The organism is Pseudomonas sp. CFII68, assembly GCF_000416195.1.
Classification (GTDB): Bacteria; Pseudomonadota; Gammaproteobacteria; order Pseudomonadales; family Pseudomonadaceae; genus Aquipseudomonas; species Aquipseudomonas kilonensis.
Genome location: NZ_ATLN01000070.1, coordinates 1 through 20,255 on the forward strand (window position 1 = coordinate 1; position 20,255 = coordinate 20,255).

Here is a 20,255-nt window from a genome sequence, read left to right on the forward strand (position 1 = left end):
CGTGGTCACAGCATGCTGTGCCAACAACGACAGAGAAACATCGCCCTCAGGACCGTGCATTCGATTCTTTCGCTTTAGTTGTCGCCCGTATAAATAAAATAGCAAGTTGCAGTCTTGACTCTTCTTTGAAATGCATTGAAAACCTTCCCGTTTGAGTTGTTGGTTTTCAAGCGTTAGTTTGCGTGCCTGATAAGTTGTCGGTGTGCGCTTGTCAGTGCTTGGCAAACGTTTTAGATGTCGCCAGGTTGCAAAATATTAAATTGAATCAATAGCTCGCCAGAACACGTGCTGGCGGCGGCGTTGTTATAGGCCTGTTTTTAATGGAACAGGCCAAGGAGTGTCTTTTTATGCAGGAAGCAAACATCAAGACAGGCGACAGTGCGCTCGGCTTCATCAGCCTTTTCAAACTGGCCGACCTCGAACGGGCACTGTTGCCCTACAAGAACAATGAGCACTACGACGCGGTCATCCGTTATTACTTTGCCTGTATCGGCATGCCGGATTCCCACAGGCTGCTCGAGCCACTGGGGCTCTTGAAGCAGACGCTCGCCAAGCTGGTGGGCACGCGCAGGGTCAAGCGCAGCCAGGAGACACATATCTCTGGCCCTGCCAGGGCGGGGATTGATCTTGCGCAGATATACGACAAAGTCGAACAGCATGAAGCGCGCCTTCAGTTCAGTGCCGAGCAGATGAAAAAGTTGCCCGCGGAGGTGCCCAGGACGTTGCACTTCGTCTGGCTCGGCGGTGGCCTTGGCGACATTCAGCGCGATTACCTCAATGTATGGCGACAGGTGTTGGCCCGGCAGGGTTATACCCTGAATCTTTGGTATGACAGCGATGCACTGCTGGCCTGGCAAACCAATAAGCTTATTGTCGAGGCCGCCAAGGCCAATGTTTTTTTACACGACGTAGATGTGCGTATTAGTGAAATCGAGTTGGGTGCCCTGTACAACGAACATGCCCTGGTTCTGAAACAACAGATGCAGGCCCATATTAATACCGCGGTGACGAATGGCGGATCCGCCGATGAGGCCCGGATCGATTTACTGGCCCGCGCCTACGGTCAGGATACGCAAGTGCTGCGCCAACAATTGGAACGCAATCGGCGCAGTGTCCTGGACATGGACGGCTTCAAGTTGCGCGATCTTGCCGGCGGCGCAGTTTCGCTGCAATTGCAGGAGGTCTATGACCGGCAGATGCGCTTGCTCGGCAATATGGCGGCAGCCTCGGATGTGGTGCGCGCTGAAGTCCTGTTTGCCGAAGGTGGCAGTTATACCGACATCGACCACCTTCCACCGTTATCGACAACCCTGGGCGGCGTCGACATCAGCGGGTTTAGCGATGATGCCCGCCTGGGCACCCTGCAATTGCTGCTGAACGAGAACCCCGGATGGATGCCGGGTCGCCAGGCCTCCTCCCTTTATCGGGTGCATATTCCTGCCGAGCATCTGCCGGCACTGCAAGCGTTCGCGCAAGGCCGGCCAAGCGTGAGCGAGGTCTTCGCATTGCCGACGGAGCGGTTGGCCCGACCTTTCGCGCTGCGGGCCTTGAGCATGGAAATGTCGTTATCCAATGCCTTCCTGATGGCCCATCCGGGCGCTGAGATGCTTGAAAGCGTGATCGATCGTCTGCGCGCCAATCACGAGTTGATTGAAGCGTCGGTCCAACTGGCCGCCCAGCGCGATGTTGCATTGAGCGACGTGGCCGGCATGTTGGGTCTGGTGGAAGAAGTCTTCGAAAAAAACCATGGACCGCTGAGCCGTCTGCCGATGGGCGAGGTGCTCAGGGCGATCGCGCGGATATCGGCCGTAGCCACCCACTTTGGTGACGGCATTCGCTTCGAGAGTGAAGGCACCGTCCATCTGACGGGCCCCGGCGCCATGCGCGACGGCATGGCCGACTACGCGAACACACACTTGAGCGCGGAAGTTGCCAGCACCTTGCACAAGGAGGCAGGCATAGCCCCTCACCTGACGGTGAACGGCGCCACAGAAGAAGAGCAGGATCACTCCTGGAAAGAAAATGGCAACCAACCCGAAAAATGGGTCACCGACGAGCAGGCACGCTGGCGTGAAGGTCAGTACCGCACGCGCTACAGCGGCGACATCGCCCAGTTGCTCAAGCATTCGACCGTTGAGTTCCAACAGGGCTGGCCGCTGATCGAAGGCCGAGCCGTGCTGCTGACCGATCTCCTGGAGCGATTGGTCGAGGGGCTCGGTGAGCCGTTCATCGAGGCGATGAGCCGGGGCCACGATGGTGAGATTCGCTTCGACAAGCCGCTGCCGTTGAGCTTCGATGATCGCCAGCGTATCCGGCAGCAGCCTGCCGATGAACTGGTTCCGGTGTTCCTGAGCGACGCAAAGATGCAAAGCCTGGGGATCGACGACGTACTGGGCGAGATTGCCAGCGGCTTGCGGCGCGTCATTGAGGCCAGCCCTGTGCAAAGGTTGTCGCTGGGCGTGTTGCTCGGCTTGGAGACTCTGGATAACCCGCATTTCAACGCGGCTACCAGCGCGCTGGAGAACCTGGCCAACAGCGTTGCCGAACAGGCTGTGGCCGGCCGTTACGCGGTCATCGAGCGGCAATTGTTCAAGCGCAAGGCGCCAGGGTTCATGAGCGGCCTGGCGAGCGATTTGGCGGATGTGCCGCTGCCGTCCGACAGCGCGCTGGCGCTGAAGAAAACCGCTTTGAAACAGGCGCGGACGCTGTTCCAGTGGGGGCGTCATGTCGCACGGATCCAGAAGGTGGCAACCCTTGAGCATCGCCTCCAAGTGGTCGAACGCTCCGGGCAGGTGCTGGACGGATTCGGCCACACCGGTGTGCAAATGGTCCCCCAGGATTTGCTGCTCAACGGCGATGGCGAGGCGATTGGTGGGCGCTGCTATCCCTTGGCGTTGGTGATGAGTGCAGCGCTTGCCCAGGGTGACGTCGCCTCCGGGCACTTGCGCGAGCGCTTCTTCCTGGCAGTACTCGAACCCGGACAAGCCGACTCCCAGGCCTTTGTGCAAAGCCTGGAAGCTCTGCGGGACGTGTCGCTGGGCGAGGTGGGTACGCGGCTTGGCCAGGCGAGCCTGGACCAGATCACTGCCGCACTCGAAAGACACGTCGCGCCCCGTACGCTGATGCTCAACTCGGACAACCATTCGATGCTGGTGGCCAAGACCGCCAGCGGAGAACGCGCCAGCTATCATTTTTTCGACCCCAATTTTGGCCTGTGCAAATTCGACCATGTGGACGGGCTGCAACGTGCGCTGGAACACTTTTTCCAGACCGAGGGCATGGCCCGCTATTACGCCGCCTATGGTTCTGAAACTCGACCGCAATTCGATCTGATCGACCTGCACAGCGCCAAGATCTCGACCTTGGAACTGTCTGACGGTTTCACGGTGGAGCACCTGCTCAAGCCCGATCCCTTGCCAGGAAAACCGGCGCTTGAGATTCGCCAGCGCTTGAACAGGGCCTATGGAAAATCCCTGGTCGACAATTCGCACCTGGGCAGCAGTTTGCTGGCGTTGGACAGCCATTGGTGGGGACAGCAGATCGCCCAGGCAACGGTCGGTTTGCAGGCGCTGCATGACTCGCCGACGCCGCTGGTGCCCTTGTTCGAAACGCTGGAGATCACGCCCGAAGGCCAATACCGAGTGAGCTTGATCGATCCCGCGCAACCGCAACAGCAGGTCCGCGTGCTCAGTGACGATCATCGCCTGCTGCGGATCAAGAACTGGTTGTCGGAACAGTTCTCGACCCTGGCCCGCCAACCTGTGCAGACCGGTGGCGTCGTGGATCCGACCGAGGCCGGCAGTGTCCATACCCTCAACGCAGGCTTCACCATCCAGGCCTTGATGAACGCCTTGCGCGGGCGGGAAGGGGATGACCGAACGTTGACCACTGCCGTGCGCTTGCATGCCTACGTCAACTACGCGCAGTTGGCGCACGGCAATGTCGTGGATGTGGCGGGGCTGGTGCAGTTGGCTCGCACCGCCCTGGCGGAAGAACGGCTCATTGCCGGCACGTGTGCCCCGGTCGTTGGTCAGGCGCTGGGGCATGCGGCCAACGAGGGCGTCGGCGCGGTGTTGGGGCTGGCCAATGTCGGCTTTGATATCTATCAGTTGAAGACCGCGCAAACCGGCATCGAAAAAGCTCAATTCGGTACCCAGCTGACATTCGACTCTGCCAGCCTGGCCTTGACGGCGGGCGGCGTTGGCGCGGGGTTGGCCGGGGCGTCTACCGCTGCGGCGGTGCTTGGCGGTGCGGGTGTGATTCTGGGTGGGGTGGCCGTCGGGGTGGCCGCCCTGGCCCAGGGGTTTGCCAGCATCGCGCAGCAGGCGCGGGACGTCGGTCAGTTTTTCGATGAGCTGGAACAGGCCTATCGTGGTGACGGCTACCACTACGATCACACGCTGGCCGCGTGGGTGGCACGGCCTTCACTGATCGTCAGAAGCATCGACCTGGCGGAGGGGACATTGCAGCTCGACAGTCCGAAGCTGTATCCCCTGCATGATCATTTTGGTGTGCCGGGCTTCGATCCCGATGAGGCGCGGGCGATCGACATCCGTCAAGAACTGGGGCTGCCCGGACGGATCGGATTCGTCCCGCCGGCCGGACAACCCATCGTGCTGCCCTGCACGCCGCAAACCACTTACGGCTATGAATACAAGGCGCTGCCCTTTGCTCGCTGGCGCCATGATCGCGGCTTCGACACGGCCCGGCGGCTGGAGAAGAGGCAAGCGGACGGCACCTGGCTGTTCTTGTTCTCGTTCTATTCGTTTCCGTCCGACTACATTCTCAATCGCCTGAGTCCGGTGTATGGCGAAACGGTCATCCGGGTGAACCTGGATGCGCTGGAGCGGACACTGGTGATTCCCGTGCTGCCAGAAGCCTGGCATGGAAAGTTGTCCTATCGGCTCAGGGGCGCGGGTGCGCGCTGTACCGTGACGCTCAATCCCGGGGTCGATATCAGCCTTGTTGCACCGAACCAGACGTATTGCCGCTGGGTGTTGCAGGCAACCTGGGCCAATGAGAGTGATATCCGTGTCGAGTCTTCCGGCGAACTGTACATCGGCTCCGTCCATGTCACGCGTTCCGGCGGCCGGCAGGAAGTGCTGATCCGTACCGCTGATCAATTGTTCAGCGTCACCGGGGACAAGCGCCAACTGGATCTGATCGAGCAGACGGCGCCCGAGGGGCTCGATGAGCAGGCGCTGCTTGACCACTACACGGCCCTGGCGCGCGAGCATCGATTGGCGCTGCCCTATACGCCGATCCATCACTATCTGATCCCGTTCGAGGATCCCCGGCAACTGCGCTACACCACGGCCTGGTATGACGGGGGCGAAGACCGCTTTCTCTATATCCGCGACGACATGGCTGTGCTCGGCGAGCCGCAGCTGTCGGTCGTCATGGGCACGTCTGCGTATTTCTACGATCCCGACGGGTTCCAGATCTGGCAGACGGATTGCGCCACGGGTTTGCTCAAGTGTCGCTACCTGTTACTGCTCCAGGAGGGGCAAAGCACCATTCGCAGCCTGGAAGCGGATGCGCAGGGGGTGATTCATGTGGTGCAGGAATACCGCCTCAATGATCAAACCGTCCGGCAATACCGCTACCTGATTCATGACGGGCAATTGCTGTTGAGTTCCGTCACTTACGACACTGCGCCACAACTGCAGGCGCTGCTGCTGACCACCGATACCCTGCCCGAGTGGTCGTCCGTACTGGGCGACGTTCTGCGGCTGCCCCCCGGGCCTTCGAATAACGGGGCGACGACCGTCGATTGGCAACCGGCTTCGTACGTTTCGATCTGCTGGACGATTGCGCCCGACTCCCGAGACCTGGCGTGGGTACGCAGCAGCGATCGACGGCTGATCCTTGCGCAACCCGCCAGTTCTCATCCCCGTGGCTGGGATGACTCGATCAAGAACCTGGACGGGGTGATGCTATTGCCGATGGCCGACGACAGCGATGTGTTCTTCGTTTACCAGCGAGTGACCTCCAACCAGACGCTCTGCCGACTGCAGCGCAGCGTGTACGACGGTAGGGCGCTGTGGACCCAGCAATGGGTGCAGCCTGAGGGGCTCAAGCAGATCCTGGCCGTCGACGGGGGGTATGTGGCGCTCGATGAAAACGGGCTGTTTTTCAACCTGGGCGCGCAAGAGACGTTGCAATTTGCTGGCGTGAGCGAACAGTGGCTCAAGGGGCGTGCCCGGTGGTGGCAGGCGCTCGAGCCGTTGGCCACGCGCTACCCGGGCAAGGATTTTGCCATTGCCGGTCTGCGCAACGTTGCCGGTGACGGCAACCTGTGTGCCTGGTACGTGAACAGCCGATTGTTGTTGTGCGATCCGGGACTCGACAAGGAAGTTCGCTTGCTTGGCGTGACGCCCGATAACCAGTCGGTCTGGTTGTTCGATCGGTCGAGCGGTGAAGTATTGAACCAGGCATTCTTCGACCCGCAGCGGCTTGACCAGGCATTCGGCACTGGCTCGCAATTGTTGCCGGGCGACAGCCTGCCGGCGTATCAACGGGAGTGGGCGAGCTGGCGGTTTGCCGAGGTCACGCTTGAGGGCAGCGGCTTGCGCGGGACCCGCGTGGACGGCGTGTCGCTGGCGCTGCGTTATCAGGAAGCGGGGACCATCACTGGGGTCAACCACGACTGGGTGAGCGCCCAGGGCGAACGTCTGGTCGAAGCCCTCCAGCGCCTGCTGGAGCAAGCGCAGCATACGGAGTTCGTGTCGGTGGAATCCGAGCCTGGAAGCCTGCAATGGTATGACGTGCAAAGTGCCCGGCTGCTGCGGGTGACCGGCCAAAACCTGCCCAGGAACTTTACCTTGCTCGGCACTCAGGCTCAGGTCAACGTGCTGCTGCACAAGCATCAGGATGGGCGGGTGCTCATCTATCCGGACAAGCGCAGCATCGGGCCGTTCGATTATGTCCAGCGCAACGCCCAGGTGCTGGTCGTCGAAGGGGCGAAGGTCGGCCGCGATCTCTTGCCGCTGATTCCCGATGAGGTCAATACGTTGATCCTGCGCTTGGGCCAAGGCGCAGTGACGTGTCATTTGACGAAGACGGAGTGGCTGAAACTGGACTCGGTCATTGTCGACTGTCGACATGCCCTGGGTGAGCCACCCGCCACGGCAAGCACATTGATCTGGGCATTCGATGAGCCTGGAAAACTCGTGTTCGAGATTGTCCAGGCGCATCTGGTCATTGTCGATCCGGACAGTGAACACTGCCTGATCTTGCGTGATGTGTGTTCCGCCGATCCGGACTTGCGCGGTGAAATATGCCTGGGCTTCAACGCTGCGCAGGCCCGCCCGGTGTCGACGTTGGTGGCACGGTTACGGGACCTGGGAGGGGTCGGCAGTGCAACCCTGAAAGAGCTGCAGGCGTCAGCGCCGGTCGAAGGCTAGGCGGTCCCCCTTCAGGGGACCAGGTAGCCCCTCACCCCGGTAAAAATGATCTGCGCCGCCAAGGCGCAGACAAACAGCCCCATCAGGCGGCTGACGATCTGCAAGCCCTGGTCGCCGAGGATTCGTTCGATACGGCTGGACAGGTAGAGCACGACACCGACGGTGAAGCTCGCCAGGGCGATGCTGATGATGGCCATGAGTTTGTCGTCCCAGTGCGGCTGGCTCACACCCATCACCAGCAGGGCGCCGATGGTGCCGGGGCCGACGGTCAACGGAATGGTCAGTGGGACGATGGTCACGTCCTGCTGCACGTTGTCGGTCTGTACGGCCGACTTGCCCTGGGCCATGCCCAGTGCCGAAATGAACAGCACACTGCCGGCGCCGATACGGAAGGCGTCCACGGTGATGCCGAACACGCTGAAAATCACCCGTCCGAACAAATACAGCAACACGCTGGAGACCAGCGTCGCGGTCGCGACCTTCCAGGCCAGGCGGCGTTGTTCCTTGCGCGAATAGCCGCGAGTCAGCCCGATAAAACACGACAGCACGAAGAAGGGGCTATAGAGCACCAGCATCTTGAGGTACACGCTGAATAGCACGTGGAGCATGGTTCAGACTCATTGCGAAAGACATCGCTGGAGTCTATCAGCCTCTGAATCGACTGTCGGCATTTGATTGGATGTAATGGCGGGACGTTTTTTATTCGAAGGGTTGTTTTGACTTTGTTTTATTAATGTTGCTGGGTTGACTTTTATTTTGAAGTTACAAGTCAGGTGTTGTTGTGCCTGATTGAGTTGGTTAGTGTGGGGTCGCAGGTCATGGAGTGACTTGCTTTATAACTTAAGGAGTAACTTATGAGTTTTGAAGTGTGTGATAGCAGTGTGGCCGCCTGTGTGGCGCGTCTGGAAAGTTATGATATTTATCCCGATGTCAGTCCCCGCTCGTTGTATTCGGGTGATATCGAGCCCCCTGCGAAGGGATCGGTTGTCGGTGAAGGCATCCTGGCGTTCGCCGGTGGTCTTTCTCCCCAGCATCAAGAGGACGCGCAGCATGCTTTTCTCTTTGCTTCCCTGGTCGCCAACAGGCAATTCCCTCTCGAATCCCAAGGGCGAGAGTGGTACTACAAGTTTGTTGAAGTCATGACGAACGCCGGTTGGGTCGCTACCCAGCGGTTCTATGATGACCTGAGCATCGCCGGTAACACTGTGCGGATGGACAAACTGGTGTTGGACATCCTCGCGTCCGTAGTGTCGGGTATTGCCCTCGGAAGCGCGGCTTCGGCGTTGCTGTTGAAGGTCGCTGACAGTGCGATTACTGCCTTGCAGAAGAAAGAAAAGACGCTGACTCTTTTTGAGCGAAACCTGCTGGAACATGGGGTGGGCGGAATGGCGGCCGGTACCTGCGTCGAGATTGATGGTGAAGTCAGCATGTTGCTTGGCACCGTGCGCTTTATCCGGCGCAACAGCGCGACCCAGGTCCTGTTTGCAGATTGGAGCAGTCGCGAAGTGAAGTTGTATAAAGGTGAGTCGGTTTTCAGGAAAGTGCCGAGTATTGTCGAGCGCACCCGGGGCATCATTATTGGCAGGTTGGGTAATCATGCCGTAAGCAAGATCGAAGAATACGAAATCTAAGCTTCATTTCAATAAGGCAGCCGGAGGGTCGGTTGCTTTTTTTTAAGAGGAATAAAAGCATGGACAAGGCATATTCGGTTTTTGTTAACGCGGCGGCGATTGTTTTAGTTCCCTCCATTGTGCGGGACGCAGCAGTTGACGACCTGATGAACTCGGTCTTGCTCGCGCAATTGGTGGCTAACAAAAATCTGCAACGCATACCAAACGCTGATTGGTACGGTAGTTATATGGACGTCCTGAGAGTCGCCTGGATATCAGGTGCCAAGCGGCGAAAGGACCTGCTACCGAAACAAGAAGGGACCAGCTCGCCATTGGAGTGGGTTGCAGCAATACCCTTGGACGATCGTCCGGATCAGCAACAGCAGATCATGGCGGTGTTGGACCGTGTCGCAGCGTTACCCGGCTCGCTGCCAGCGCTGAGTATCCTGCGCAAGCATATGCAAAAACACAACGAACCTGATCCGCCGCAGAGCCCTTCATCGTCCAGCCCCGTGCGCTTGTTGGTGATCGTGGCGCACAGCCCTGTTTCGATGACCGGTATCTGTTTGCAGTTCAACACAGGGAAATCAATCGATGCCAACCCTTGGCGGCAAGGCTTTGATGGCAAGGATATTGACGGTTGTGTGTCAGCGCGTTACGTCCGCATGCAACTGAGCGAAACATTGTTCGCGCCTGCCCGTGAGGTTATCGCCCGTAAGGTTGCGGCTTTCGTCGGCGACAACATTGCCGATATCACCAAGGCGATCGATGATTCAGATGTTCTTCCTGCCGAAGAGGTCTGCAGATGAGGGGGCCGATTCCATCTGCCGCAGTCGTTGGTGGCAGTGTCGTTTCGTTCGCCGCCGGTCTACCTGATTCCCATCGGGAAGATGTGTACTTGAGCACGATGTATGCGCAACGGGCCACCTGGGCGGCCTATCGCGACGGGTTGTCTGGTCACTGGTTCGACTATTACTGCAATCAGCTCAGATTCCTGGGCTGGGACGTACCGCGCCCGCAGACGCTGCCGGTCATTGAAGGTCCGATGGGGGTGGGAGCGACACAACATATCGAGGCTCGTCTTGGCGAAGCTTTTCACGCCCCGGCCAGTGGTGCGTTGGTGGCATTGGAGAGCAATCTCAAAGCGCTCGAGCTGTTCGAATCAACCAGCCTGTCGCGCGACACGGGCATTTTCCAGATGATTCCCTGTGTGCCGAACGGCACCCATCGAATTGAAATGGGTGTCTATCACTGCCAGTTCCAGCTGCGTCGACAGACGTCTCGATTCTTGTTCATCGAGCGCGGCGACTGGGTGCGCAACAGCGTCGAGCAAATGACCGTCATCAACTTCAATACGCTGTACTACGCCACCTTCAGGGAAAAGGTAAAACGTTCGGTGATGTCCCAAACATCCGCCTACCTCAGCGCCCTGGAACTCTGAGGCGTGCTCTCCCGCAGGCTTGGCTCGGTTCAATAAGTCGATGCAGTCGGTTTTTGCTGATCGCGCTGGGCCACCCAGTGTTCGATCAGCTCACGCAACTGCGACAGCTCCACCGGCTTGGCCATGTGGCCGTCCATCCCGGCCTGGCGGGCGCGTTCCTTGTGCTCGGCCAGGATGTGCGCAGTGAGCGCCACCACGGGAGTGCGGGTCCGCTGGTTGCCCATTTCCCAGGCGCGCAATTGCTGGGTGGCGGAAAACCCGTCGAGGATCGGCATCTCGCAGTCCATCAGGACCAGGTCGTAGCGCTGCTCCTTCATGGCCTTGAGGGCTTCTTCGCCGTTGCTGGCAGTGTCGGGTTGCAGGTTGAGCTTGCCGAGCATGCCGCGGATGACCTTGGTGGAAATGCTGTTGTCCTCGGCCACCAGGATGCGGAAATCGCTCGGCACCTTCACCGGGAGGGGAGGGCCGGCGTTCACCTGCACATTCGTCGCCTGGCCCCGGTTGCGCTGGTTCAGCTCGTCCGCCAGGGTGGTCTTGAGGGTATAGCCGGCCACCGGTTTGGCGAGGATGCGCTTGACCCCGCTGTTGCGTGCCACGATCTTGCTCGGCGCATTGCTGATACCGGTGAGCATGATCAACAGGATGTCGTGGTTCAGGCTCGGGTCTTCCTTGATCTTGGCCGCCAGTTGCATGCCGGTCATGCCTGGCATGTTCTGGTCCAGCAACACCACGTCGAAATAATCGCGCAGGTGCGCCTTGGTGCGCAGCAGCGCCAGGGCTTCCTTGCCCGATGGCACCGCACTGACGTTCAGGCCCCACGCGCTGCACTGTTGCACCAGTACTTTGCGGCAGGTGTCGTTGTCGTCGACGATCAATACCCGCGCCCCTTGCAACGGGCCATCGAGGTCGGAAGTCGGGTGTTCGAGGCGATCCGGGTCCAGCGGCAGGGTCAGCCACAGGGTACTGCCCTGGTTGCTGCCGCTTTTGATGCCGAATTCCCCGTGCATCAGCACGATCAACTGACGGGCGATGACCAGGCCCAGGTTGCCGCCCAGGCGCGTGGCCGAGAGGAAATTCTTGCTGTGCAGCTCGGCGTGCATCAGCGTGTCGCGCTCTTCGGCGTCCATCGGCGTCCCGCTGTCCTGCACGGCGATGCGCAGGCGCGGCTGATTGCTGCGCTCGTCGAGGGCGACGACGATCAGCACTTCGCCCTCGTCGGTCTTCTTCAGGGCGTTTTCCAGCAGGCTCAGCAGCGCCTGGCGCAGCCGCGTCGGGTCACCGCTGATCACGCGCGGCACCTGGGGCTGGATGAAACTGATCAGCTCGACATTCTGCTGTTCGGCCTTGGCCCGGAAGATACTCAGGCAATCCTCGATCAGTGCATTGAGGTCGAACTGCACGTCGTCCAGTTCGATCTGCCCGGATTCGAGCCGGGAGATGTCGAGGATCTCGTTGATAAGGGTCAGCAGTTCATTGCCGGCGCTGTGGATCGTCTGCACGTAGTCGCGTTGCTTGACCGACAACGGCGTACCCAGCAGCAGCTCGGTCATGCCCAGCACGCCGTTCATCGGGGTGCGGATCTCGTGGCTGATCTTGGCCAGGAACTCGGCCTTGGCATTGATCTCGGCATTGCTCGCCGCCAGGTCGCGGCTGATGCTGAACCGGCTTTCGTTGATCGAGCGCTGGCGTTCGCCCAGGGCGACACTCATCAACAGGCCGCTGATGCAGATGAAGGCCAGCAGGGTGATGATCAAACCCTGGGGAGGCACTTCCGTGAGCCCTTGCAGGGCTGGAAGGATGATCAGCGTGCCCAGGTTGAATACCACCATGGCCGCGACGAACAACCGGGCCGGGCGGTAGCCCTTTTGCCAGTGCCAGGCGCTGACGAACAACATGCTCAGGCCGGCCAGGGCCACCAGGGCATAAGTCATGATATTGAGTGGCAGCGTATTGACGAACAACAGCAACAGGCTGCACAGCATGACGAACACGATGTCCCCCAGCAGCAGCCGGTTCAACGGGTGCGGTCCCAGGGGCGCGAAGAAACGGTAGGCGAACATCAGGCCGCAGGGCGCGGTCAGCAACAAAGCCAGGTAGGCCCCGGGTGTCTGGACGGCAGGCCAGTTGGGCAGCCAGGGCCCGGCCAGGTTCAGCAACAGTGCGAGGCTGAGCATCAGCAGCCCTTCACAGGCTGCCAGCCACAGGCAACTGCGTGAGCGGGTGTAGGCATAGCGGGTGAGGTTGTGCAGGATCAGCATGGCGATGCAGCCGAACAGCAACCCATAGATCAGCGTCTGGTTCTGATCGGCCGCGGCCACGACGGCCGATTGCAAGGTGATGTAGGGGCGCAGTTCATGGCGCGAGGACAGTCGCAGGTAGACGTCCAGCGATTTGTCGCTGCGTGGCAGGGGCAGCATGAAATCGCTGCTCGGTACCGCCGGTTCGGTGTGCGGCGTGGCATTGCCGCTGACTTGTTGGTCAACCAGGGCGTCGCCGTCCAGCACATAGAGGTTCAGGCGTGACAGGTCGGGCGCGAAGATGCGCAGGATCTGTTCATGCCGGTCGGGGGCCAGGCGGAAACGCAACCACAATGCCCCGCCGGGCTCGGCGGCCTTGAGGCGGTCGAGGTCGATGGGGCTGAATTGATTGGTGTAGCGGGCGGAACGGATGTCGCTCAGCGTCAGGTCGCCCTGTTCGTCGAGCAATACCGCCCAGCCACTGCCTGGCGCGGCCTGGGCCGGGAGCATGCAGAGCAGCGTCAGCAGGGTGACGGTAAGGCCTATGGCAATCCTGAGCCAGCGCACGGCGAAATCCCTTCGTAGGTTGATGCCAGATTATAACTATGCGCGGCGCCGGAACAGTCAGGCAAGGGCCGCAGACCCTTGCCTGGCTGAATGGCTGGGTTATTCCAGATTTTCGCCACGCTCGCGGGCAATGGCACGGTAGCCAATGTCCTTGCGGTAGAAGCAACCTTCCCAGTCGATCTCGGCGGCAAGCTTGTAGGCCTGCTGCTGAGCGTCGTCGACACTGGCGCCCATGGCGGTGGCGCAAAGCACACGACCGCCGGCGGTGACCACTTGCCCATCCTTCAACGCCGTGCCTGCATGGAAGACCTTGCCTTCCAGGCGGGCCGCGGCGTCCAGGCCCTGGATCGCGCTACCCTTGGCATAGTCGCCCGGGTAACCGCCAGCCGCCAGTACGACACCGACGCTTGGGCGCGGATCCCACTGGGCTTCGACCTTGTCCAGTGCCTGGGCCAGTGCGGCCTCGACCAGCAGGACCAGGCTCGATTGCAGGCGCAGCATCACCGGCTGGGTCTCAGGATCGCCGAAACGGCAGTTGAATTCGATGACTTTTGGGTTACCAGCCTTGTCGATCATCAGGCCAGCATAGAGGAAACCGGTGTAGACATTGCCTTCTTCGGCCATGCCGCGTACGGTCGGCCAGATCACCAGGTCCATGACGCGTTGGTGTACTTGGGCGGTTACCACCGGGGCTGGGGAGTAGGCACCCATGCCGCCGGTGTTCGGGCCGCTGTCGCCGTCGCCGACACGCTTGTGGTCCTGGCTGGTGGCCATTGGCAGGACGTTCTTGCCATCGACCATGACGATGAAGCTGGCTTCCTCGCCGTCGAGGAACTCTTCGATCACCACGCGGGAACCGGCGTCACCAAAGGCATTGCCGGCGAGCATGTCGCGCACGGCGTCTTCGGCTTCGGCCAGGGTCATGGCAACGATCACGCCTTTACCGGCAGCGAGGCCGTCGGCCTTGATCACGATCGGTGCGCCTTTCTCGCGCAGGTACGCCAGGGCTGGTTCGATTTCGGTGAAGTTCTGGTAGTCGGCGGTCGGGATCTTGTGACGCGCCAGGAAATCCTTGGTGAACGCTTTCGAGCCTTCCAACTGCGCGGCACCGGCAGTCGGGCCGAAGCAGTCCAGGCCACGGGCGCGGAACAGATCGACCACACCGGCGACCAGCGGCACTTCCGGGCCGACGATGGTCAGCGAGACGTTCTTCTCGGCGAAGTCGGCCAGTTGTTCCAGGGCCAGCACGTCGATGGCGACGTTTTCGCATTTGGCTTCGATGGCGGTGCCGGCATTGCCCGGTGCCACGAAAACCTTCTGCACGCGTGGATCCTGAGCCACTTTCCAGGCCAGGGCGTGTTCGCGGCCACCGCTGCCAATGATCAAAACATTCATTTCAAAAACCTCGGATGACGCTGATTCTGTTGAGCATCGCAGAGATGCTTTTCTGTGGGAGCGAGCTTGTGTGGGAGCTGGTCTTGTGTGGGAGCAAGGCTTGCCCGCGATAGCATCACCTCGGTTTGCCTGATGGACCGAGTTGCCTGCATCGCGGGCAAGCCTTGCTCCCACAGAGCCTTGCTCCCACACCCACCCAGCTCCCACAGTGAGTCGGTGTATCAGTGACGGAAGTGGCGCATGCCAGTAAAGACCATGGCGATGCCGGCTTCATCGGCTGCGGCAATCACTTCGTTGTCACGCATCGAACCACCCGGCTGGATCACGGCGGTGATGCCGACCTTGGCCGCGTTGTCGATGCCGTCGCGGAACGGGAAGAACGCATCGGAAGCCATGACCGCGCCTTGTACCTGCAAACCGGCGTGTTCAGCCTTGATGGCGGCGATGCGGGCCGAGTTCACGCGGCTCATCTGGCCAGCGCCGACACCGATGGTCTGGCGGTTCTTGGCGTAGACGATGGCGTTGGACTTGACGTACTTGGCGACTTTCCAGGCGAAGATCAGGTCGTTGATTTCCTGCTCGCTCGGGGCGCGCTTGGTCACCACTTTCAGGTCTTCGCTGCCGATCATGCCGATGTCGCGGCTCTGGACCAGCAGGCCGCCGTTGACGCGCTTGTAGTCCCAGGCCGGCACACGGTCGGCCGACCATTGGCCGCAGGCCAGCAGGCGGACGTTGGCCTTGGCGGCAACGATGGCGCGGGCTTCTTCGGTGACCGACGGGGCGATGATCACTTCGACGAACTGACGCTCGACGATGGCCTTGGCGGTCTCGGCGTCCAGCTCACGGTTGAAGGCGATGATGCCGCCGAAAGCCGACTCGGTGTCGGTGGCGTAGGCCAGTTCGTAGGCCTGGCGGATGCCGCCCTCGGCGTCCGGGCTCACCGCCACGCCGCACGGGTTGGCGTGCTTGACGATCACGCAGGCAGGCTTGACGAAGCTCTTCACGCATTCCAGCGCGGCGTCGGTGTCGGCCACGTTGTTGAACGACAGTTCCTTGCCTTGCAGCTGGGTGGCGGTGGCAATGCCGACTTCGGCAGGCTTGGCTTCCACGTAGAACGCCGCGCTCTGGTGCGGGTTCTCGCCGTAGCGCATTTCCTGGGCCTTGACGAACTGGGTGTTGAAGGTGCGCGGGAATTCGCTGCGGCCTTCGGTCGACAGGGTTTCAGCAGTCTGGTTCACGGTGCCCATGTAGTTGGCGATCATGCCGTCGTAGGCGGCGGTGTGTTCGAAGGCCTTGAGCATCAGGTCGAAACGCTGGGCGTAGGTCAGGCCACCGGCCTTGAGGTTGTCCAGCACGCTGGCGTAGTCGCTGGCGTTGACCACGATGGCTACGTCTTTGTGGTTCTTGGCCGCCGAGCGGACCATGGTCGGGCCGCCGATGTCGATGTTCTCGATGGCAGTCGGCAGGTCGCAGCCGGGCTTGTTGATGGTGGCTTCGAACGGGTAGAGGTTGACCGCTACCAGGTCGATCGGCTTGATGCCGTGTTCGTTCATGATGGCGTCGTCGATGCCGCGACGACCCAGGATCCCGCCGTGGATTTTCGGGTGCAGGGTCTTGACCCGACCGTCCATCATTTCTGCAAAACCGGTGTAGTCCGCGACTTCCACTGCGGCAACGCCGTTGTCCTGCAGCAGCTTGAAGGTCCCGCCGGTGGAGAGAATCTCGACGCCCAGCTGTTGCAGCTCGCGGGCGAATTCGAGGATCCCGGTCTTGTCGGAGACGCTGATCAAGGCGCGGCGGATCGGCAGGCGGGTGGTCTGGTCGGTCATTTCAATTTCCATCAAAAGCAAGGGAAGTCAGCAAAAAAGGCGACCGTTTTTTACGCGGGCGCCTTTCTGGTTTGATTGAATGCTTACAGCAGATCGTACTGCTTGAGTTTCTTGCGCAGGGTGCCGCGGTTCAGGCCCAGTAGCTCACTGGCCTTGGTCTGGTTACCCTTGACGTAGTTCATCACGCTTTCGAGCAGCGGTGCCTCGACTTCGGAAAGCACCAGGTTGTACACATCCGTGACGGCAGCGCCCTCAAGGTGGGCGAAATAATTGTGCAGCGCCTTCTCGACACTCCCGCGAAGGGTCTGGCCTTCTTCGCTGGGCGTATTGAGGTGCTGTTTCAAATTCACGTTGTCGCTCACGGGTGTTGTTCCACTCACTAAAGTCTCGGTCATCATCGTCATGCGGCCACCCCTTCGTCCCCTGTCAGGCTCTTGTAACGCTCAGCGAAGAACGCCTGAACGTCGGCGCATTGTGCTTGTGTACCATCCAAACGATTGAAACGGGCGCGAAACTCCCTGGCGCCCGGCAGGGTTGCGAGATACCAGCCCACATGCTTGCGAGCAATGCGTACACCCATGACTTCTCCGTAGAAGGCATGTAGCGCGGCCAGATGCTCTAGCAGAATACGTTCCACCTCGGACAACTGCGGCGCAGCGAGCTTTTCGCCGGTGCGCAGGAAGTGTTCGATCTCACGAAAAATCCATGGCCGCCCCTGGGCGGCCCGGCCGATCAACAGGCCATCGGCACCGGTCGCGTCGAGCACGTACCGGGCCTTCTCGGGCGAATCGATGTCGCCGTTGGCAAAGACCGGAATCGACACTGCCTGCTTGATCGCGGCGATGGTGTCGTACTCGGCTTCGCCGGTGTACAGGTCGGCACGGGTGCGGCCATGGACCGCCAACGCCGTGATGCCCGCCTGTTCGGCGATCTTCGCCACCACCAGGCCATTCTTGTTCTCCCGGTCCCACCCGGTGCGGATCTTCAGGGTCACCGGCACATCGACCGCGGCGACGACCGCCTGCAGGATCTCGGTGACCAGCGTTTCATCTTTCAACAGTGCCGAGCCTGCGGCCTTGTTGCAGACCTTCTTTGCCGGGCAGCCCATGTTGATGTCGATGATCTGCGCCCCCAGCTCGACGTTCGCCCGGGCCGCCTCCGCCAGCATCTGTGCGTCGCCACCGGCGATCTGTACCGAGCGGGGCTCGGGATCGCCTTCGTGGATCATGCGCAGACGCGATTTGCGGGTGTTCCACAAACTCATGTCGCTGGTGACCATTTCCGAAACCACCAATCCTGCGCCCAAGCGCTTGCACAGCTGACGAAAGGGCTGGTCGGTGACGCCCGCCATAGGGGCGAGAACCAGGCCGTTCTGCAATGTATATGGGCCGATGCGTACCGCCGACATAGGACTTCCCTGAAGTGGGGCCGGATCATGAGACTTCGAAAAAGGGTTGGCATGATACCCGCTCTCGATGACTGGATAAAGATCGAATTGGATAAAATCTGAACAGCTATTTTGTTATCGCCAGCGGTTTGGTCTGGGTGGGGTCAGTCAGAAAGCTGCCGTCAATCGGCCGACCCTGGCCGGTTTCATTCGGGGGAATGGAAGCTCAGGCTGTAGTTCACCGCCTTGGGCCCAGGGTCCAGGATATCCAGTGCGATGTGGATGGGCGTCTGGGGCGGCATTTCGCCGCGGTCCTGGAGATCGCCACCCAGGTACTCCCCGGGCTTGAAGCGGCGGCTGGCGATCAGGTGTCCGTTGAGGTCGGCAAAGCGCAGTTCCAGCAGCGGAAAAGGCTGGGAGAAGGGCGCACGGTTGTAGATGATCGCGTCCACCACCAGGGCACCGCTGAACTCCGGATGGCTGCGCACCACCAGGTTGCTGCTCTTGATCTTGGCGATGTCGACCTTGGACGGTACGTCGCAGCCGATGGTCGGGCAGATTTGCAGGAACCATGGCCGGTACTGGTCCTGACGGGCCAGTTCCTCGAAATGGTAGGCGATGTACTGGCCGCCCAAGGCCGCGGCGGCGAGCAATATCAGCAGGCCCCATAACATGCGTCGGCCCCAGGGCGAGCGGCGTTTGCGCCAGTCCAGTTGCAGCGGGTCGTCGTCCAGGTCGTGGAGGGCTTCGGCGCGTATTCCCGGCTCCTGGCGTTCCCGTGACTTGCGCAGCGGCAGCGGTCGCTCGGGCTCATCGTCGTGGTCGTGGTCATCGGTGGCGGACAGGCGTTCGAGGTGTTCCTCGGGCTCGTCGTCCGGCGCCAGGTGGAGCGGGGCGACCGGTTCGTCGTCCGGTTCCAGCGGTTCGAGGGCCAGGGACAGGGACGGCTCGGTACGCGGTGGCCGCACCGGTTCGTGGGGTTCGAACGGTTCGAAGGGGGTATCGAGGACGGTTTCGGCGCGTTCGCTCAGGGTTTCGCTGTACAGGCTGTCGTCCCAGGCGTGCTGTTCGCCAGAGAGCGAGTCGCGTTGCGCGCTCAGGTTGTCTTCCCGGCGCCGGCCGGTGTTTCCCGGCGCGCGATTGTCGCGCCGCTCCAGGCGCGCCAGTTCCTTGTCCAGGTCATCCAGATCCAGCTCGGCGGCGCTCCATTGTTTCTGGCTGATCGCCCGGGGCGGGGCTTCGGCGGCGGGCTTGGAGGGCGGCACGACGGGAGGCACCGCTTGCTTGGCAGTGCGTTGTTCCAGCAACTGTCGTGCGGCATTGAACACCTGCAGGCACGAGCCGCAACGAACCACCCCGCGGGCCACGCTCAATTGAGCATGGCTGACGCGAAAACGGGTGTGGCAATGCGGGCACTGGGTGACGAAGCTGTCAGTCATGCGGCAATCCGGTGGATACAGGCGGTCATTCTAGCGCCGACGTCCGGTGATGCGCACCCAGCCATCGCGATTGGCGATCGGGTCCAGGTCAAAGTCCGCGGCATAAGCGGCGGCGACTTCTTCACCTTGTTCAGCGAGGATGCCCGACAGCGCCAGGCGTCCGCCCGGCTTGACCAGGCTCGACAGTTGCGGCGCCAGGGACACTAGCGGGCCGGCAAGGATGTTGGCCACCAGCACGTCGGCCTGGACCTGTGGCAAGTCCTGCGGCAAGTACAGCGGGAACAGGGCTTCGGCAATGTTGTTGCGTCCGGCGTTGTCGCGGGAGGCTTCCAGGGCCTGGACGTCGATGTCGGTGCCGACTGCTTCCCGGGCGCCCAGCAGGAGCGCGGCAATCGCCAGGATCCCCGAGCCGCAGCCGAAGTCGAGCACGTTGCAGCCCTTCAGGTCCTGGCCGTCGAGCCATTCCAGACACAGTGCGGTGGTCGGGTGGGTGCCGGTGCCGAACGCCAGGCCCGGGTCCAGCAGCAGGTTGACCGCCTCCGGCTCTGGCGCGGCATGCCAGCTTGGGACGATCCACAGGCGCTGGCCGAAACGCATCGGCTGGAAATTGTCCATCCAGCTGCGTTCCCAGTCCTGGTCCTCGATCACTTCGCTGTGATGCTCGGGCAGCGGGCTGCCGGTCAGCAACTCGAGATGGGCCAGTACGCTGGCCGCCTCGGTGCCGCCTTCGAACAGGGCCAGCAGGTGGGTGTGGGACCACAGCGGGGTGGTATTGAGCTCCGGCTCGAAGATCGGCTGGTCTTCGGCGTCCATGAAGGTTACCGATACGGCGCCCACTTCAAGAAACGCGTCTTCGTAGGTTTCGGCTTGTTCCGGGCTGATGGCCAGACGTACTTGCAGCCAAGGCATGGCGGGCACCTTTGAAAAAATTCTACAGGGGGCAG

12 protein-coding genes are annotated in these 20,255 nt (G+C 61.1%); 4 read left to right on the plus strand and 8 right to left on the minus strand.

The window, feature by feature from the left end; all coding sequences use genetic code 11:
* Positions 1–347 precede the first annotated feature (347 nt).
* The gene (locus CFII68_RS16615) at positions 348–7,406 is read left to right on the plus strand and encodes a TcdA/TcdB pore-forming domain-containing protein (RefSeq protein WP_018605680.1); all 7,059 of its coding nucleotides are present in this window, start codon (positions 348–350) and stop codon (positions 7,404–7,406) included.
* 11 nt (positions 7,407–7,417) lie between these two features.
* On the opposite strand, the gene CFII68_RS16610 is transcribed toward CFII68_RS16615, so the two are convergent.
* A complete protein-coding gene (locus CFII68_RS16610; protein WP_014336378.1) occupies positions 7,418–8,014 on the minus strand; it encodes a MarC family protein in 597 nt (198 codons plus the stop codon).
* A gap of 246 nt (positions 8,015–8,260) precedes the next feature.
* Between CFII68_RS16610 and CFII68_RS16605 the strand changes: the two genes are divergently transcribed.
* The 3 genes from CFII68_RS16605 to CFII68_RS16595 all read left to right on the plus strand — a co-directional run bounded on the left by CFII68_RS16605 (position 8,261) and on the right by CFII68_RS16595 (position 10,457).
* Entirely contained in the window at positions 8,261–9,037 is a 777-nt protein-coding gene (locus tag CFII68_RS16605) for a hypothetical protein (protein ID WP_018605683.1), read from the plus strand.
* Between the two features lie 59 nt (positions 9,038–9,096).
* Positions 9,097–9,825 (plus strand): hypothetical protein, encoded by a 729-nt coding sequence (locus CFII68_RS16600; protein WP_018605685.1) that lies wholly within the window; start codon positions 9,097–9,099, stop codon positions 9,823–9,825.
* A 98-nt stretch (positions 9,826–9,923) separates the two neighbouring features.
* Positions 9,924–10,457, plus strand: coding sequence for a hypothetical protein (locus CFII68_RS16595; protein WP_018605688.1), 534 nt, complete (start codon positions 9,924–9,926; stop codon positions 10,455–10,457).
* A 29-nt stretch (positions 10,458–10,486) separates the two neighbouring features.
* On the opposite strand, the gene CFII68_RS16590 is transcribed toward CFII68_RS16595, so the two are convergent.
* From CFII68_RS16590 to prmA, 7 genes are all read right to left on the minus strand, one after another.
* Complete coding sequence (locus CFII68_RS16590; protein WP_018605691.1) at positions 10,487–13,261, minus strand: hybrid sensor histidine kinase/response regulator; 2,775 nt, start codon at positions 13,259–13,261, stop codon at positions 10,487–10,489.
* Positions 13,262–13,360: 99 nt separating this feature from the next.
* Positions 13,361–14,656 (minus strand): phosphoribosylamine--glycine ligase, encoded by a 1,296-nt coding sequence (gene purD, locus CFII68_RS16585; RefSeq protein WP_018605693.1) that lies wholly within the window; start codon positions 14,654–14,656, stop codon positions 13,361–13,363.
* Positions 14,657–14,877: 221 nt separating this feature from the next.
* On the minus strand, positions 14,878–16,485 hold the full coding sequence (gene purH, locus CFII68_RS16580) for a bifunctional phosphoribosylaminoimidazolecarboxamide formyltransferase/IMP cyclohydrolase (protein WP_018605695.1): 1,608 nt from the start codon (positions 16,483–16,485) through the stop codon (positions 14,878–14,880).
* Between the two features lie 83 nt (positions 16,486–16,568).
* Positions 16,569–16,889: a DNA-binding transcriptional regulator Fis gene (gene fis, locus CFII68_RS16575; RefSeq protein WP_003186237.1), complete on the minus strand. Its 321-nt coding sequence runs from the start codon at positions 16,887–16,889 to the stop codon at positions 16,569–16,571.
* On the minus strand, positions 16,886–17,893 hold the full coding sequence (gene dusB, locus CFII68_RS16570) for a tRNA dihydrouridine synthase DusB (protein WP_018605706.1): 1,008 nt from the start codon (positions 17,891–17,893) through the stop codon (positions 16,886–16,888). Before dusB ends, fis begins: the two co-directional genes overlap by 4 nt.
* 185 nt (positions 17,894–18,078) lie before the next feature.
* Positions 18,079–19,311, minus strand: coding sequence for a DUF3426 domain-containing protein (locus CFII68_RS16565; RefSeq protein ID WP_018605708.1), 1,233 nt, complete (start codon positions 19,309–19,311; stop codon positions 18,079–18,081).
* A 30-nt stretch (positions 19,312–19,341) separates the two neighbouring features.
* Entirely contained in the window at positions 19,342–20,220 is an 879-nt protein-coding gene (gene prmA / locus CFII68_RS16560; RefSeq protein ID WP_018605709.1) for a 50S ribosomal protein L11 methyltransferase, read from the minus strand.
* Positions 20,221–20,255 lie beyond the last annotated feature (35 nt).

Coding starts and splice junctions, on each gene's coding strand:
- CFII68_RS16615 (WP_018605680.1), top strand. CDS start 348: ATGCAGGAAGCAAACATCAAGACAGGCGACAGTGCGCTCGGCTTCATC.
- CFII68_RS16610 (WP_014336378.1), bottom strand. CDS start 8,014: ATGCTCCACGTGCTATTCAGCGTGTACCTCAAGATGCTGGTGCTCTAT.
- CFII68_RS16605 (WP_018605683.1), top strand. CDS start 8,261: ATGAGTTTTGAAGTGTGTGATAGCAGTGTGGCCGCCTGTGTGGCGCGT.
- CFII68_RS16600 (WP_018605685.1), top strand. CDS start 9,097: ATGGACAAGGCATATTCGGTTTTTGTTAACGCGGCGGCGATTGTTTTA.
- CFII68_RS16595 (WP_018605688.1), top strand. CDS start 9,924: ATGTATGCGCAACGGGCCACCTGGGCGGCCTATCGCGACGGGTTGTCT.
- purD (WP_018605693.1), bottom strand. CDS start 14,656: ATGAATGTTTTGATCATTGGCAGCGGTGGCCGCGAACACGCCCTGGCC.
- purH (WP_018605695.1), bottom strand. CDS start 16,485: ATGACCGACCAGACCACCCGCCTGCCGATCCGCCGCGCCTTGATCAGC.
- fis (WP_003186237.1), bottom strand. CDS start 16,889: ATGACGATGATGACCGAGACTTTAGTGAGTGGAACAACACCCGTGAGC.
- dusB (WP_018605706.1), bottom strand. CDS start 17,893: ATGTCGGCGGTACGCATCGGCCCATATACATTGCAGAACGGCCTGGTT.
- CFII68_RS16565 (WP_018605708.1), bottom strand. CDS start 19,311: ATGACTGACAGCTTCGTCACCCAGTGCCCGCATTGCCACACCCGTTTT.
- prmA (WP_018605709.1), bottom strand. CDS start 20,220: ATGCCTTGGCTGCAAGTACGTCTGGCCATCAGCCCGGAACAAGCCGAA.